Origin of the sequence: Pseudomonas atacamensis (assembly GCF_017167965.1) — a bacterium.
GTDB classification, from domain to species: Bacteria; Pseudomonadota; Gammaproteobacteria; order Pseudomonadales; family Pseudomonadaceae; genus Aquipseudomonas; species Aquipseudomonas atacamensis.
Map to the genome: position 1 here is coordinate 3,938,348 of NZ_CP070503.1, position 16,551 is coordinate 3,954,898.

Annotated in this window: 11 protein-coding genes; 5 read left to right on the forward strand and 6 right to left on the reverse strand. The window is 61.8% G+C overall.

Features of this window, described 5'->3' with window-relative positions; genetic code table 11:
• The 5 genes from JWU58_RS18010 to JWU58_RS18030 form a co-directional block, all read right to left on the reverse strand.
• On the reverse strand, positions 1-633 hold the full coding sequence (locus tag JWU58_RS18010) for a response regulator transcription factor (RefSeq protein ID WP_206420700.1): 633 nt from the start codon (positions 631-633) through the stop codon (positions 1-3).
• A 125-nt stretch (positions 634-758) separates the two neighbouring features.
• Positions 759-1,193, reverse strand: a complete 435-nt coding sequence (locus tag JWU58_RS18015) for an ANTAR domain-containing protein (RefSeq protein WP_206420701.1) — start codon at positions 1,191-1,193, stop codon at positions 759-761.
• A 230-nt stretch (positions 1,194-1,423) separates the two neighbouring features.
• The gene (mgtA, locus tag JWU58_RS18020) at positions 1,424-4,123 is read right to left on the reverse strand and encodes a magnesium-translocating P-type ATPase (protein WP_206420702.1); all 2,700 of its coding nucleotides are present in this window, start codon (positions 4,121-4,123) and stop codon (positions 1,424-1,426) included.
• A gap of 674 nt (positions 4,124-4,797) precedes the next feature.
• Positions 4,798-6,135, reverse strand: a complete 1,338-nt coding sequence (locus JWU58_RS18025; protein ID WP_206420703.1) for a lysine N(6)-hydroxylase/L-ornithine N(5)-oxygenase family protein — start codon at positions 6,133-6,135, stop codon at positions 4,798-4,800.
• A 133-nt stretch (positions 6,136-6,268) separates the two neighbouring features.
• Complete coding sequence (locus tag JWU58_RS18030) at positions 6,269-6,751, reverse strand: sigma-70 family RNA polymerase sigma factor (protein WP_016773904.1); 483 nt, start codon at positions 6,749-6,751, stop codon at positions 6,269-6,271.
• Between the two features lie 279 nt (positions 6,752-7,030).
• Between JWU58_RS18030 and JWU58_RS18035 the strand changes: the two genes are divergently transcribed.
• From JWU58_RS18035 to JWU58_RS18045, 3 genes are read left to right on the forward strand one after another with little or no spacing between them, the layout of a single operon-like run.
• Positions 7,031-8,194 (forward strand): efflux RND transporter periplasmic adaptor subunit, encoded by a 1,164-nt coding sequence (locus JWU58_RS18035; RefSeq protein WP_024012365.1) that lies wholly within the window; start codon positions 7,031-7,033, stop codon positions 8,192-8,194.
• Complete coding sequence (locus JWU58_RS18040) at positions 8,195-10,165, forward strand: MacB family efflux pump subunit (RefSeq protein ID WP_206420704.1); 1,971 nt, start codon at positions 8,195-8,197, stop codon at positions 10,163-10,165.
• A gap of 7 nt (positions 10,166-10,172) precedes the next feature.
• A complete protein-coding gene (locus tag JWU58_RS18045; RefSeq protein ID WP_206420705.1) occupies positions 10,173-11,567 on the forward strand; it encodes an efflux transporter outer membrane subunit in 1,395 nt (464 codons plus the stop codon).
• Positions 11,568-12,069: 502 nt separating this feature from the next.
• Here JWU58_RS18045 and pvdP read toward each other — a convergent pair.
• The gene (gene pvdP / locus JWU58_RS18050; protein WP_206420706.1) at positions 12,070-13,695 is read right to left on the reverse strand and encodes a pyoverdine maturation tyrosinase PvdP; all 1,626 of its coding nucleotides are present in this window, start codon (positions 13,693-13,695) and stop codon (positions 12,070-12,072) included.
• 207 nt (positions 13,696-13,902) lie between these two features.
• Between pvdP and pvdM the strand changes: the two genes are divergently transcribed.
• Together pvdM and pvdN are read left to right on the forward strand one after the other, a co-directional pair.
• Complete coding sequence (gene pvdM / locus JWU58_RS18055) at positions 13,903-15,267, forward strand: pyoverdine-tailoring dipeptidase-like protein PvdM (protein WP_206420707.1); 1,365 nt, start codon at positions 13,903-13,905, stop codon at positions 15,265-15,267.
• Complete coding sequence (gene pvdN, locus JWU58_RS18060; RefSeq protein WP_206420708.1) at positions 15,264-16,550, forward strand: pyoverdine-tailoring periplasmic protein PvdN; 1,287 nt, start codon at positions 15,264-15,266, stop codon at positions 16,548-16,550. Before pvdM ends, pvdN begins: the two co-directional genes overlap by 4 nt.
• Position 16,551 lies beyond the last annotated feature (1 nt).

The following is a 16,551-nucleotide window of genomic DNA, read 5'->3' on the forward strand; positions in this document are numbered from 1 at the left end:
TCAGATCAAGTGATTGCGCTTGGCGAACTCACGCAGAAGCACCAGCGAACCCAGGCCAAGTTTCGCCATCATGCGGGTCTTGTAGGTGCTGACGGTTTTGTGACTCAGGTGCATTTCCAAAGCGATGGCCTTGTTCGGTTTGCCCAGCGCCAGATTCACGAAAATGCATAACTCTCGATCGGACAGCTGCGCGATCAGCTCCTTTTCCGTGCGTTGCACGGCGTTGTACAGACCGTTGGTATTGGGCAATGCGGAGAAATAAGTGTGGCCGGACATCAATGCCTTGATGGCTTCGTGCAGCAGAGTCAGTTGATTGCTCTTGGTCACGTAGCCCCGTGCGCCGGCGCGCAGACAGCGCTCCTGGTAATGCGTGGGCTCATGCATGCTGAACACCAGCACCCGGCAACGCGCCGTTGGCGCCTTGATCTGGATTCGCGTCAGCACTTCCAGACCGTCCATCGATCCCAGCCCCAGATCGAGCACAACCAGGTGCGGATCATGCGCGCAGATCAACGGCACGACTTCATTGCCATTGGACGCTTCATGAATCTGCGTGAAGCCTTGAGCCTGCAGAACGATCCGAATGGCCGCGCGCACGACTGGATGGTCATCGACGATCAGCGCTGACTTCATTGGGACTCCTGCAAAATCGAAGACACCGCAACAGTCTGTCCCGGAGTCGGTGGCTGCGCCGGCACTGTTACATGGATGGGCAAGAGAATCACCTGTCAGGTCTGACAGTTGTGCAGAGTGTTTTTTTATGCATTGGCATGGCGCAACGATGCGTGGGCGTCAGGCGCTGCCTGGGGTTCGTCGCAAGTTTCGACTCTCGCCATTACCTGCCCGATGAGCTGTGAATTGGGCAATGGCGTCGGGCTGATCTGCGCGTTTTCCTGAGCAAACCCGGCAGCCGCCTGCAAAGGTGCCGACGGTCCGTTGTAGATCAGAGCATGGCGAACCTGTGGGTTATCGAGCAGAAAGCCCAGCAGATCGAGAGAGCCTGCCGCCAGTTCGGCATTGATCACCAGCACATCGAACGGCTCGCAGCCATAGTCGACCAGGGTCAACAGTTCGCCGAGAGTCTGCACCGGGGCGACGCGGTAGTAGCCGAGCGCGTTGAACAGGCGCTCGATTTTCATGCGATGAAAATGCTGCGGGTCGGCGATCAGGATGCGCAACGCTTTGTTGCTCATGGTCATTCTCCCGGTGAGGTTTGGGGAGGGCAAGACTACGCAAGCGTCGGCGATAGCTCTGTAGGACTTTTCCTAAAAATTTGGTCATTCATCCGGCGGCCCTGACGCACCAATATCCCCTGCGGGAGCGAGCCTGCTCGCGAAGGCGGTATACCTGTCAGAAATTTATTGACTGACACGGCGCCTTCGCGAGCAGGCTCGCTCCCGCAGGGGAAAGCATTCCATGGCGGTTATTGCCAGCCGAACCGGCGGATGTAGAAGCCTTTAACGGCTTGGGTCAGCGCCATGTACGCCAGCAGAATCACCGGCAGAAACACGAAATACAGCGACGGCAGCGCCTGCAACTTGAAGTAATGCGCCAGCGGCCCCATTGGCAGGAAGATGCCGACCGCCATGATGACCCCGGTCATCACCAGCAGCGGCATGGCGGCGCGGCTTTGCAGGAACGGGATCTTCGGCGTGCGGATCATGTGCACGATCAGCGTCTGGGTCAGCAGACCGACCACGAACCAGCCGGACTGGAACAGCGTTTGGTGATCCGGCGTGTTGGCGTCGAACACGTACCACATCAAGGCGAACGTCGTGATATCGAAGATCGAACTGATCGGGCCGAAGAACAGCATGAAGCGCCCGACGTCAGCCGGCTGCCAGCGCTGCGGCTGTTTCAGCATCTCGTCGTCGACGTTATCGAACGGAATGGCGATCTGCGAGATATCGTAGAGCAGGTTCTGCACCAGCAGGTGCATCGGCAGCATCGGCAGGAACGGGATGAACGCGCTGGCAACCAGCACCGAGAACACATTGCCGAAGTTGGAGCTGGCAGTCATCTTGATGTACTTGAGCATGTTGGCGAAGGTGCGCCGCCCTTCGAGCACGCCCTCCTCCAGCACCATCAGACTTTTTTCCAAGAGAATGATGTCCGCCGCTTCCTTGGCGATGTCCACCGCGCTGTCCACGGAAATGCCGATGTCGGCGCTGCGCAGCGCCGGCGCGTCGTTGATACCGTCGCCCATGAATCCGACCACATGGCCGTTGCCCTTGAGAATGCCGACGATGCGCTCTTTGTGCGATGGCGTGAGTCTGGCGAAGACGTTGGTCGTCTCGACCGCCATAGCCAGCTCAGCATCGCTCATGCGCTCAATGTCATTGCCCAGCAGCAAACCCTGTTGGGCGAGGCCGACCTCGCGGCAGATTTTCGCCGTCACCAGTTCGTTGTCACCGGTCAGCACCATGACCGCCACGCCATGCTCGGCCAAGGCCTTGAGCGCTGGCGCGGTGCTTTCCTTCGGCGGATCGAGGAAAGCCACGTAACCGATCAGCGTCAGTTCCTGCTCATCGGCCAGGCTGTAAATCTCGCGGCCTGCTGGCATTGAGCGAGCCGCGACCGCCACCACGCGCAGACCTTCGGCGTTGAAGGCGCCAGTGACTTGGCGAATCCGCACCAGCAATTCATCGCTCAAGACTTCATCGACCTCGCCGTGACGCACCCGACTGCACACCGCCAGCACTTCTTCCACCGCGCCTTTGCAGATCAATTGATGGGGCTGACCGCGGCCCTCCACGACCACCGACATGCGCCGGCGATTGAAGTCGAACGGGATTTCATCGACCTTGCGAAACGCACTGCCGACTTTCAACTCGCGATGGATTTCGACGTGTTCCAGCACCGCCACATCCAGCAGGTTTTTCAGGCCGGTCTGGTAGTAGCTGTTGAGGTAGGCCAGTTCCAGCACAGCGTCAGAATCCTCACCCCAGACGTCGACATTACGCGCCAGAAAGATCTTGTCCTGAGTCAGGGTGCCGGTCTTGTCGGTGCACAGCACGTCCATGGCGCCGAAGTTCTGGATCGCGTCGAGGCGTTTGACGATGACCTTTTTGCGCGACAGAAACACGGCGCCTTTGGCCAGGGTCGAAGTGACGATCATCGGCAGCATTTCCGGGGTCAGGCCCACGGCAACCGACAGCGCGAACAGGAGCGCTTCGCTCCAGTCGCCCTTGGTGAAACCGTTGATGAACAGCACCAGCGGCGCCATGACGAACATGAAGCGGATCAGCAGCCAGCTGACCTTGTTGACGCCCTGCTGAAACGAGGTCACCGCGCGGTCCGTCGCGCCGACCCGTTGCGCCAGCGCACCGAAGTAGGTGCTGTTGCCGGTGGTGAGAATCAGTGCAATCGCGCTGCCGGAGACGACGTTGGTGCCCATGAACAGAATGTTGTCCAGCTCGAGCGGGTTACGCGTGTCGCGATCGGTCTGCCGGGTGAATTTCTCCACCGGCATCGACTCACCGGTCATTGCTGCCTGGCTGACGAACAGGTCCTTGGCGCTGAGCACGCGGCAATCGGCGGGAATCATGTCGCCGGCCGAGAGCACGATGAGATCGCCGGGCACCAGTTGCTTGATCGGCAGCTCGCGGCGTGGGCCATCGCAGCGCAGCACCGTAGCGGTGTTGCTGACCATGGCTTTGAGCGCATCGGCGGCCTGATTGGATTTGTTCTCCTGCCAGAAGCGCAGCAGCGTCGACAGCACCACCATGGAGAAAATCACCACGGCCGCCTTGAGGTCTTCTGTCAGCCAGGAGATCACCGCGAGCAAGGTCAGCAGCAGGTTGAACGGGTTTTTGTAGCAGTGCCACAGATGAGTCCACCACGGCAGCGGCTGCTCGTGCTCGACCTCGTTGAGGCCATGTTGCGCGCGCAGTGCATCGGCCTCGACCTCGGTGAGCCCCTCGCCATGCGTGCCCAGCGATGACAGCAACGCAGCGCTGTCTTCATGGGCGGCAGCGACCAGCGTACTGGCCAGCGTCGGCGGCACTTCACGGCTGACCGTGGTGTCATAGATCGAATCCAGCAGCGCCAGACGACGGAAGTGCCGGGCGATGTGGCGGCTGCGCAGAAAGCCTGCGAAAAATTCCTTGAGCGTGAGTTTCATGGCTGTGTCCCCTGTGGTCAGCCGGGAAACCGTCGGGCAGGTACCGCCGCGCCCTGGCACCGGGAAAACCGGCACGGCCAGACGTGGCACGCCGGTCGGGAACGACAGGCGTGTCGATAGGCAGCGATGACGATTGAAGTCGCCATCACGCCTGGTTCAGCGTCGATGAGAAGGACGTCGAGACACGATCCAGAACTGGCCGTGCACGGGATGCCGCTGCTCGCTGTTACGGCGAGACAACGGCAGGGAAAGACTGCGCGTTATCTTGCCGAGAATCTGCCGGTGATCGAGACCGGCCGACAACTGTCACTCGAACAAGTACCCACTGTGGGTCTCCGCAATTGATGAAAACGCGCGAAGCTTACGCCCGCAGCTAAACCGCTGGAAGAGAGTTCGCAAGGAATGTGGCGGGTGTTCAGGAAGGGTTCAGAATTTCCCCGCGATCGTTCCTGCGCTCAGCGTAGGAACGCCTCATCGGACGCTCCGCGTTCGGCTTCTGAAAGGGACGCGGAGCGTCCCGGGCGGCATTCCCACGCAGAGCGTGGGAACGATCATATGTGGGGCTTTCCATGGCCCCTTCGCAAGCAGGCTCGCTCCCAGATTTTGGCCTGCATTCACAGAACCATTGTGGGAGCGAGCCTGCTCGCGAAAGCGGTATGTCAGGCAATGCAGATTCAGCTGGCAGTCGCCAACAACAACTCCGCCACCGAGCGACTGTGCCCGAGCTGTTTGCCATGCTCGTACAGCGAGCCGGCGATTTCGTCGGCGCGAATCGGCAGCACCGACAGCAGCGTATCGCTCAGGCCATGGCTGGCCTGGCAGAAGCCCTGCATATAAATGCCGGCCTTGCAGCGCTCGTCGGTGATCAGTTTGTAGTTGCGATCGACCTCGAACTCACCGAGGTACTCCTCCAGCGGCGCGAGCAACTTGCGGTGCATCTGCCGCTCGTAACCGGTGGCCAGCACCACGGCGTCATAGATTCGCACCGTGACTTCCCCGGTGGCGTTGTTGCGCACGGCCAGTTCGATGCCATTTGCCGTGGCAGTGGCGCTCTCGACGGTGGTCAGGGTGCGGAACGCATGGCGGGCAATCCCGGAAACCTTCTGCCGGTAGAAGATGCCGTAGATGCGTTCGATCAGGTCGATGTCGACCACCGAATAGTTGGTGTTGTGGTACTCGTTAACCAGACGCTCGCGCTCGACACTGTTCTGCTGGAACACCAGATCGGTGAACTCCGGCGAGAACACTTCGTTGACGAACGGGCTGTCATCCGCAGGCTTCAACGCCGAACCACGCAGGATCATGTCGACCTGCACCGACGGGAACGAATCATTCAGGTCGATAAAGGCTTCCGCCGCGCTCTGCCCGCCGCCGATGATGGCGATGCTCATCGGTTGGTTGTTCACGCACGGCTGCTTGGCCATTTGCGACAGGTATTGCGAATGGTGGAATACCCGGTGATCGCCCTTCAATGCTTTGAACGCCTCCGGAATGCGCGGTGTGCCGCCAGCGCTGACCACCACCGAACGCGTGGTACGCACGAATTGCTGGCCGTCGCTGCCCCGGGAAATCACCCGCAAGGCTTCGACCTGCTGGTTGTGCAACACCGGTTCGATGAACTGCACTTCTTCGCCATAACGGCTCTGCGCGGTGAACTGCCCGGCCACCCAGCGCAGGTAGTCGTTGTACTCCATGCGGCATGGATAAAAGGTGCCGAGGTTGATGAAGTCGACCAGACGCCCGTGGTGCTTGAGGTAGTTGACGAACGAGTAAGGGCTGGTCGGATTGCGCAGGGTCACCAGGTCCTTGAGGAAGGAAATCTGCAACTCGCTCTGCGTCGACAAGGTGTTGCCGTGCCAGCTGTAAGTGGCCTGCTTGTCGAGGAACAGCACCTCCAGTTCGCCCTGGGTCGCGCCGCGTTCCTGCAGAGCGATGGCCAGTGCCAGGTTCGAAGGGCCGAAACCGACGCCGATCAGGTCGTGAACGATGGGCGATGCAATTGCCTGTGTCATTTCCAGTGTCCTCTGGATGAACCCCTCAACGCGGGGAAATAAAGCCTGGGTGGCCTGACCGGCCTGAATGAGGTCAGCAGGTCGTCTGTTGAGTAGGAACGAGGACGATGAAAGGAAATTTAACCGGCGCGGCTCACTGGCCATCCCATTGCTGGATGCGCAAGCGGCAATGCTTCATGGCGTTGACGATGTGTTTTTCCACCAGTGCCCGGGAGATGCCGAGGGTCTGGGCGATTTCCGGATGGGACATTCCTTCGATCTTGCGCAGCAGAAAACTGTCGCGGCACAGCGGCGGCAGCTCGGCCAGTGCGCGCTGGAGCATTTCCAGACGCTGGCCGTGGTCGAGGGTGCCGTGGGGGGACGGGGTGAAATAGCGCTCTTCGTTGTCGAGCACGTCCAGCGATTCGACCTGACGCAACGCGTTGCGACGGTGATCGTCGATGACCAGGTTCAGCGCGGTGCGATAAAGGAAGGCTCGGGGTTGTTCGATCGGCACCTCGCTGGAGCGCTCCAGCACGCGTACATAGGCGTCATGCACCACATCCTCGGCGACCTGACGGTTGCCCAGTCTGGCGTTGAGGAAACACACCAGCTCACGATAGTAGTTTTCCAACATGACTCCCGACCGCATCGATGCCGTTTCTGTCCTTGAGCGCACTGATCAGACCTGCGAATCACGCAGTAGCAAGATAGTGGCAACTTGAGGTGCGTAATTTATAGTAATTCTCATATAGATTTAAAGAGTTGATTCCATATCCCGGACAAATAGTCGTGGCCCGGCTGCGGTAACTCGATGCGTCTGCGGCTAAATTCCGTCGCCCATGCCTCGTTTACAGGACAGCCCCTGTGTCTGTCGTGCCTTGCGACGGGCCGCAACCACTGGCCGGAACCCTGCATGAATCGTCCCCGCCCCGCCCGTCGCGCGCTGTTTGCCGCCCTCTGTCTGATTCCCGTGATCGCCGTCGCTGCCTGGCAAGTCTTGCCACCCGGTCGCGACGCCGTTGCCACTGTGCAGGTCAGCCGCGGCGATATCGAAAACAGCGTGACAGCGCTCGGCACCTTGCAGCCGCGCCGCTATGTCGATGTCGGCGCACAGGCTTCGGGGCAGATTCAGAAGATTCACGTCGAGGCCGGCGATACGGTCAAGGAAGGCCAGTTGCTGGTGGAAATCGACCCGTCGACACAGAAAGCCAAGCTCGATGCCGGGCGCTTTTCCATCGAGAACCTCAAGGCGCAGCTGCAGGAGCAACGTGCCCAGCACGATCTGGCGCAGCAGAAATACCAGCGCCAGCAGAAACTCGCCGCTGGTGGCGCCACCCGCGAAGAAGACGTGCAGACCGCGCGCGCCGAGGTTCGCGCAACCCAAGCGCGCATCGACATGTTCCAGGCGCAGATCCGTCAGGCCCAGGCCAGCCTGCGCAGTGACGAGGCGGAACTCGGCTACACGCGCATCTATGCGCCGATGAGCGGCACCGTGGTCGCCGTCGGGGCGCGGGAAGGCCAGACCCTCAACGCGCAACAACAGACCCCGCTGATCCTGCGCATCGCCCGGCTGTCGCCGATGACCGTGTGGGCCGAGGTTTCAGAGGCCGACATCGGCCACGTCAAACCCGGCATGACCGCCTACTTCACCACCCTCAGCGGCGGCACTCGGCGCTGGAGCAGCACCGTGCGGCAGATCCTGCCGGTGCCGCCGCGTCCGCTTGAACAGAATCAGGGCGGCAGTCCAACCAGTGGTCGCAGTGGCAGCGAACGGGTGGTGCTGTACACCGTGCTGCTCGATGTCGATAACGCCGACAACAGCCTGATGACCGACATGACCGCGCAGGTGTTCTTCGTCGCCGAACAGGCGCAAGACACCCTCACCGTACCGACTGCCGCCCTGCAACCGGGATCGCGTCCGCAGTGGCAGCGAGCGCAGATCGTCGCTGCCAACGGTGAAATTCAGGCGCGCGAAGTACGCACCGGCATCAGCGATCGCCTGCGCACCCAGGTGCTGGAAGGTCTGGCCGAGGGCGAGCATGTTCTCAGCGCGCCGGCCACTGGTCATGGAGGCTGAATGCACACGCCCCTGATCGACCTGCGGCAGATCCGCAAAGCCTATGGCGGTGATGACAGCCCGCTGGTGGAAGTGCTGCGCGGGATCGATCTGTCGATCCATGCCGGCGAGTTCGTTGCGATTGTCGGCGCCTCCGGTTCGGGCAAATCGACGCTGATGAACATCCTCGGTTGCCTCGACCGCCCCACCAGCGGCGAGTATCTGTTCGCCGGGGAAAATGTCGCGCAGCTGGACAGCGATGAACTGGCCTGGCTGCGCCGCGAAGCCTTCGGTTTTGTCTTTCAGGGCTATCACCTAATCCCGTCCGGCTCGGCGCAGGAAAACGTCGAGATGCCAGCGATCTATGCCGGCACCCCGGCCGCCGAGCGGCATGCCCGAGCTCACGCGCTGCTGCAACGTCTTGGCCTCGGCACTCGCACCGGCAATCGCCCGCATCAGCTTTCCGGCGGCCAGCAACAGCGGGTGTCGATCGCCCGTGCGCTGATGAATGGCGGCCATATCATCCTCGCCGACGAGCCGACCGGCGCCCTCGACAGCCACAGCGGCGCCGAGGTCATGAGCCTGCTCGACGAACTCGCCGATCAGGGTCATGTGGTGATCCTCATCACCCACGACCGCGAAGTGGCGCAACGGGCCAAACGCATCATCGAAATCCGCGACGGCCTGATCATCAGCGACAGCGCCGGGTACGCGTGCGCGCCGCCTTCGGCCAATCCCGGCGCGTTGCAAGCGGTCGACCTGCGCCAGCGCCTGAGCAACGGCAGCAGCCAGACCGGCGCCTGGAAAGGTGAACTGCTCGACGCTGTACAAGCGGCGTGGCGGGTGATGTGGATCAACCGCTTTCGCACGGCGCTGACGCTGCTGGGCATCGTCATTGGCGTGGCCTCGGTGGTGGTCATGCTCGCCGTCGGCGAAGGCAGCAAGCGTCAGGTCATGGCGCAAATGGGTGCGTTCGGCTCGAACATCATTTACCTCAGCGGCTCGGCGCCGAACCCCCGCACGCCGGAGGGCATCATCACCCTCGACGACGTTGCCGAACTGTCCACCCTGCCCCAGGTGGAACGGATCATGCCGGTCAACGGCTCGACCGCCGGGGTGCGCTTTGGCAACGCCGACCACAGCAGCTACGTCGGCGGCAATGACACCAACTTTCCGCAGATTTTCAACTGGCCGGTGATTCAGGGCAGCTACTTCACCCAGGCCGACGAGGACAGCGCCGCCGCCGTCGCGGTGATCGGCACCAAGGTCCGCGACAAATTGCTCAAGGATGTCGCCGACCCTATCGGTCAATACATCCTCATCGAGAACGTGCCGTTCCAGATCCTCGGCGTGCTCGCCGAAAAAGGCGCCAGCTCCGGCGACTCCGATAGCGACAACCGCATCGCCGTGCCTTATTCGGCGGCGAGCACGCGCCTGTTCGGCAGCCGCAATCCGCAATACGTGGTGATTGCCGCGAAGGACGCGCGCAAGGTCAAGGACGCCGAACAGGCCATCGAACAAGCGATGTTGCGCCGGCACCACGGCAAGAAGGATTTCGAGCTGACCAACAATGCCGCGATGATCCAGGCCGAAGCGCGCACGCAAGGCACGCTGTCGCTGATGCTGGGGGCAATTGCGGCGATTTCCCTGCTGGTCGGCGGTATCGGCGTGATGAACATCATGCTCATGACCGTACGCGAACGCACCCGCGAGATCGGTATTCGCATGGCCACCGGCGCCCGTCAGCGCGACATCCTGCGTCAGTTTCTCACTGAAGCGCTGATGCTCTCGGTGGTCGGCGGAATCGCCGGAATCGGCCTGGCGCTGCTGGTCGGCGGCGTGTTGTTGCTCAGCGGCGTGGCGATTGCCTTTCAAGCGCTGGCGGTGATCGGTGCGTTCGCCTGTGCGCTGGTCACCGGCGTCATCTTCGGCTTTATGCCGGCCCGCAAAGCTGCCCGGCTTGACCCGGTCACGGCCCTTACCAGTGAATGATCGACCTATGAAAGTGCGACTGACCTTCCTCGCCGCCAGCCTGTTGCTGGCGGCCTGCAGCAGCCCGGCGCCGCGCCTGGACAGCGGCGTGCAGCCACCGAGCGCGTGGCAGTCCGCCGACACCCCCGGCGCGCTGCAGAGCAATCGGCAATGGTGGACGCAATTCGGCAGCCCCGAACTGGAGCGGCTGGTGGAACAGGCGCGGCTGGGCAGCTATGACCTCGCCGCCGCCGTGGCGCGAGTCAGACAGGCCGAGGCCAGCGCAACCATCGCCGGCGCCCCGCTGCTGCCCGAGCTCAAGGGCGGGCTGAATGCCAACCGGCAGAAACTGATTCACGGCAAGGGCTACAGCCAACTGGATGTCAGCCCGGAGAATCGTTCGCTGGACTATTACGATGCCGAGCTCAGCGCCAGCTACGAAGTCGATTTCTGGGGCGGTAAGCGTGCCGCCCGCGACAGTGCCGTGCTCGGCGTACAGGCCAGCGAGTTCGACCGCGCCACTGTTGAACTGACCTTGCTCAGCGGCGTCGCCAACAGTTACACCCAGGCCCTGGCCCTGCGTGAGCAGGCGCGCATTGCCGAACTCAATCTGGCCAATGCGCAGAATGTGCTGCATCTGGTGCAGACCCGTTTCGACGCTGGCAGCGCCACCGCGCTGGAACTGGCCCAGCAGAAAAGCTTGGTGGCCGAACAACAGCGTCGTCTGCCGCTGGTGCAACAACAGGCCCGCGAAGCACTGATCAGCCTCGCCGCCCTGCTCGGCCAACCGGTGCAAGCGTTGCCGTTGCCCACGCAATCCTTCGCCCAATTGCACTGGCCGGACATCGCCAGCGGCGTGCCGAGCGACTTGCTCAGCCGGCGTCCGGACATTGCCAGCGCCGAGGCCAAGCTCGCCGCAGCCCAGGCTGATGTCACCGTCGCCCGCGCCGCGATGCTGCCGAAAATCACCCTGACCGCCAGCCTCGGCAGCGGCGCCGACCTTGCCGCCGACCTGCTGCGCACGACGTTCTACAACCTGTCCTCAGGGCTGACCGCGCCGATCTTCAACAACGGTCGCCTCAGCGCCGAACGCGACAAGGCCAAGGCGCGGCAGGACGAATTGCTGGAGACCTATCGCGGGGCAATCATCAACGGCTTCGCCGACGTCGAAAAAGCCCTCAGCAGCATTCGTGGCCTCGACGAACAACGGCAATGGCAAAGCGAAGAACTGAACCAGGCACAAACCGCCTTCGACATCGCCCAGAGTCGCTACCAGGCCGGCGCCGAAGACCTGCTCACCGTCCTGCAAACCCAGCGCACGCTGTATGCGGCGCAAGACCTCAACGTGCAACTGCGCCTGTCGCGGTTGCAGGCGAGCATTGCCTTGTACAAAGCGCTGGGGGGTGGCTGGGAGCTGATCTGACAGAGATGCGTCGACTGAACTGACGCCTTCGCGAGCAAGCTCGCTCCCACAAATGGAATTCGGTCTGGACCGAAATCTCCGGCACGACCAAGGCCCATGGGGGAGCGAGCTTGCTCGCGAAGGTGTCCTGTCAGGCACTGATGCATCTGAATGACACCCCGCATTTGCGAGCAAGCTCGCTCCCACAAATGGAATTCGGATTGGACCGAAATCTCCGCGACGAACAAGGCCCGATGTGGGAGCGAGCTTGCTCGCGAAGGTGTCCTGTCAGGCACTGATGCATCTGAATGACACACCGCATTCGCGAGCAGGCTCGCTCCCACAAATGGAATTCGGTTTGGACCGAAATCTCCGCCACGAACAAGGCCCGATGTGGGAGCGAGCTTGCTCGCGAAGGGGTCGTGTCAGGCACTGATGCATCTGAATGACACACCGCATTCGCGAGCAGGCTCGCTCCCACAAGGGGATTGCGAACTATTCTGAGTGTGTGTGTTGAACCAATCTAGAGCTGTCGGCCCTTGACCTTCAGGTGCCGCGCATACCAGGGGCGCTGTGGCACTTTGCGGAACAGTTCGGTCATGTTGTCTTCGTCGCCAAAAGTGATACGCAGCGCCAGTTTCATGGTTTCCGGGTCCATCTCCACGGATCGCCCAGCTTGCAGGCCGGGCACGGTGCTGCAGCCGTGGGTGTCGGGGCCGAGCCAGGGGTCGGCGACTTCCACCCAGCGTCCCGGTGCAAACCATGGCACGCCGTTGACTTCCAAACGGCTCACTTCGCCCGGATGAAAACGTTCATGGGCGCGGAACCAGTCTTCTAGGCGATCATCGATCCAACCATGAAAGCGCCAGAACACCGGGTTCACATGGGAGGAAAACGGATCACCGAGAAAGTCGTTTTCCGGCGCATACCAGCGCGCAGCGAAGTCCGCCTGATCGCGCGCCATCGGCACTGGAATGTCGTTGGATGGGTCACGCGCCACCGAAGCCCAGCGCATGTGCAGCCAGTCGTGCAGGCCCAGTTCGACTTCCGAACCGAACTGGCCAAGGGTCAATTTCGACAAGTAACGCGGGTCGCGGTACTGCGACTCCCATACCAGGAAATTGCTCTGGAAAGTCTCCGCCGCTTTGATGTCGCTGACCCATTTGCTGTACTCGTCATCACCTTCGGCCAGCCAGGTCGGCGGCAGTGAATTGCCGTCATGATTGTCGAAATAACGCGCGAAGCCCTGCCGGTCCCGTTCCAGCTCAGGCTGCGGCTGCGGGAACGCCGGCCAGGAAGGCAAATCCTGCATCGAGCGGGCGATGCCGAGCATGTGCCGATGCATAAAGAAAAAATCCACGCCCGAGCCATTGCGATCCTTGCTTGGCCCACGGGCGTCGCGCTCCTTGTCACGTGGCCCGGGCTGCCAGCCGATGCCGCGCAGCGCTTCGCGTTTTTTCTCCGAGAGCTTGTGCCACTTGTCGCGGGTGGCGTGCCAGAGCTGGTGGAACAACCGATGCTCGGGCGCCACCAGCCAGGCCAACAGTTGCGGATTCAGACCGGTGCGTTCACGGGCCTCGGGAAAACGCCGCTTGATAGCGATGAAATGATTGTCCAGCTCGGGCAACGCCAACGGCCGGTCCAGACGCAGTACCTGCCCGGTAAACGTGGCGCTGCCGGCATTGCCGAACGCCGCCCAGACTTCATCCAGTTTGACTTTGAATTCATACACCGGCGGCGCAAGTGGCGCATCGGTGCGCAGCAGGCGCCAATACATCTCGGCGCCGTTGCCCGGTGCCAGATCGCCAATTACTTGATAACGCACAGGCCCTTCGGCACGCAGATTCGCTCCGGTGTCGAGATAACCACGCAGTCCGCGCCCACGATGAGCGATGTCGAGAAACAGTTCCAGACCTTGCGCAGGCAGACCATCAAGCCCCGCCGCCGCACCGGTAAAGCGAATGTCCCAGACCCCACGCAAATTATCCGCCAGCTGTTGCCCGGCGGCGTCCGCCAGATCGACCGTGGCCTCGCCCGGGGTGATCGGAAACTCCTCGCGAGTCAGTTCACGATGTGCATAAAAAGCGGCAGGCAGCGCGGCGCCCGTGAGTGCCATGCCCGCCATGAACCAGCGTCGAGAGATCGTCATTGCCCTACCTGTGTCAGCCATGAAGCAGGCTTTATCCAAGCTAGAACGTTTGCTCGGCGGGGAAATTTACGCCGCCGGTAAAACATCCCTGCGCCGCTGCCGGGCATTTGTAACGCACACCTAAATTAGCCGTGCAGCCACTCGTTCTTCCCAGATAGCAAAGGCCCCTGCGCCTGTACCTCGACGGCGAACCTGAATGAGATGGCAATGACAAAACCGCGTTGGAAAAAGGCTCTATTCATCGGCCTGCCGCTGGCCCTGGCGATCAGTGCCGGCGCAGGATTTCTGGCCTGGGATTACCTGAACAACCCCGGCTACCCGGTGAAGGTAATGAAACAGGCGACCGAGTTGCAGGATCGCCTGCTGTCGTTCGACAGCCACATCACCGTGCCGCTGAGTTTCGGCAGCCACGACCACGAAGCCGACAAGGATGGCTCGGGCCAATTCGACCTGGTCAAGGCCAGTCGTGGGCGCTTGTCCGGCGCCGCGCTGACGGTGTTCGGCTGGCCGGAAATGTGGAACGGCCCGAACGCCCCGCACCGTCCGACCGAGGGTTTTGTCGAAGAAGCGCGCAACCAGCAGGAAGTGCGCTACAAGATCATTTCCGGGATTGTCCGCGACTTTCCCAATCAGGCCGGCATCGCCTACACACCGGATGATTTCCACCGCCTGCACGGCGAAGGCAAATTTGCGATTTTCATCAGCATGCTCAACGCCTACCCGCTGGGCAACGATCTGAGCAAGCTCGACCTGTGGGCCGGGCGCGGCATGCGCATGTTCGGCTTCAGTTACATCGGCAACAACAGCTGGGCCGACTCGTCGCGGCCGCTGCCGTTTTTCAATGACTCGCCCGACGCCCTCAATGGTCTGTCGGACATCGGTAAACAAGCGGTGCAGCGCTTGAACGATCTGGGCGTGATCATCGACGTGTCGCAGATGTCCACCAAGGCCCTTGAGCAAGTCGCCGAACTGAGCCGCACACCGCTGGTGGCCTCGCACTCGGCGCCCCGGGCGGCGGTGGATATCCCGCGCAACCTCAGCGACAAAGAACTGCAACTGATCAAGAACAGTGGCGGCGTGGTGCAGGTCGTCGCCTTCTCGCAGTACCTGAAACCGTTGACCGAAGGCACACAGGACAAACTCAATGCGCTGCGTGCGCGCTTCGATCTGCCGCCACTGCCTAATCTGGCCATGGCGCTGATGCCGGGCGATCCGATCATCACCGCCTGGTCGGAGCAGAAGCTCGGCCAGTACGCCAGCGGCCTCTACGCGATCCTCGAAGAAGAACCGAAAGCCACCCTCAAGGACTTCGGCGACGCCATCGATTACACGGTGCGCAAGATCGGTATCGACCACGTCGGCATTGCTTCTGACTTCAACGATGGCGGCGGCATCAAGGGCTGGGAAAACGTCGGCGAAATCCGCAACGTCACCGCCGAACTGCTGCAGCGCGGCTACTCCGAAGCGGACATCGCCAAGCTCTGGGGCGGCAACTTCATGCGCGTCTGGGATCAGGTGCAAAAAGCCGCGAAACCGGCGCTGGCGTCACGCCAGGAGGTGGCGCGACCATGACCGATCGTCGCACTTTTCTGAAACAGGCCGGCCTGCTCGCCGCCGCCCTGCCCCTGGGCGCCAGCCTGACTGCACCGGCGGCCGTCGCTGCCGTGCCGAATGCCTCGCGGGACAAATGGGCGCAGTTGCGTCAAATGTTCGATCAGGATCCTCAGGCGATTCACTTCGCCAATTTCCTCGTCACCTCACATCCGAAACCGGTGCGCGAAGCGATCGAACGCCATCGCGCAGCGCTGGATCTGAATCCGGGTCTGGCGATGGATTGGGATCTGGGCGTCACCGAGAAACGCGAAGAAAACGTGCGCCACTGGGCCGGCCAGTATCTGCAAGCCAAACCGGCGCAGATCGCCCTGACCGGCAGCACCACCGAAGGCCTGGCGATGATCTACGGCAGCGTGCAGGTGCGCGCGGATCAGGAAATTCTCACCACGGTTCACGAGCATTATTCGACGCGCAACATCCTCGATTTCCGCAGCCGTCGCGACGGCACGCGCGTGCGCAAACTCAAGCTGTTCGAAACCCCGCAGAGCATTTCTCTGGATCAGGTGCTCGACACGATCAATCGCAATATCCGCCCCGAGACCCGTGTGCTGGGCGTGACCTGGGTGCATTCGGGCAGCGGCGTGAAGCTGCCGATCAGCGAAATCTCGCGGCTGGTCGATGAGCACAACCGTCAGCGCGAGGACAAGGATCGGCTGATCTACGTGGTTGATGGCGTGCACGGTTTTGGCGTCGACGACCTGAATTTCCCGCAGATGAACTGCGACTTTTTCATCGCCGGCACGCACAAGTGGATGTTCGGTCCGCGCGGCACCGGCATCGTCTGCAGCCGTACCGAAGAACTGAAATACGTCAGCCCCAGCGTGCCGACCTTCTCCGAGGCCACGGCCTTCTCGACCATCATGACCCCGGGCGGCTACCACGCCTTCGAGCATCGCTGGGCGCTGGACGAAGCCTTCAAGTTGCACCTGCAGCTGGGCAAGGCCGAGGTGCAGACGCGCATTCATCAGCTCAACAGCTACCTCAAGCAACGCTTGCAGGAGCACCGCAACATCGAGTTGGTGACCCCGCTCGACTCGCAGTTCTCCGCCGGTTTCACCTTCTTCCGGATCAAGGGCCAGGACAGCGATGAAGTGGCCGCCTGGCTGATGCAAAACCGGGTGATCTGCGACGCGGTCAGCCGCGATGTCGGGCCGGTGATTCGCACCGCCCCGGGTTTGCTCAACAGCGAAGCCGAAGTGGATCGCTTCATGGACATCCTCGGCAAAAAGTTGCGTGCCTGAC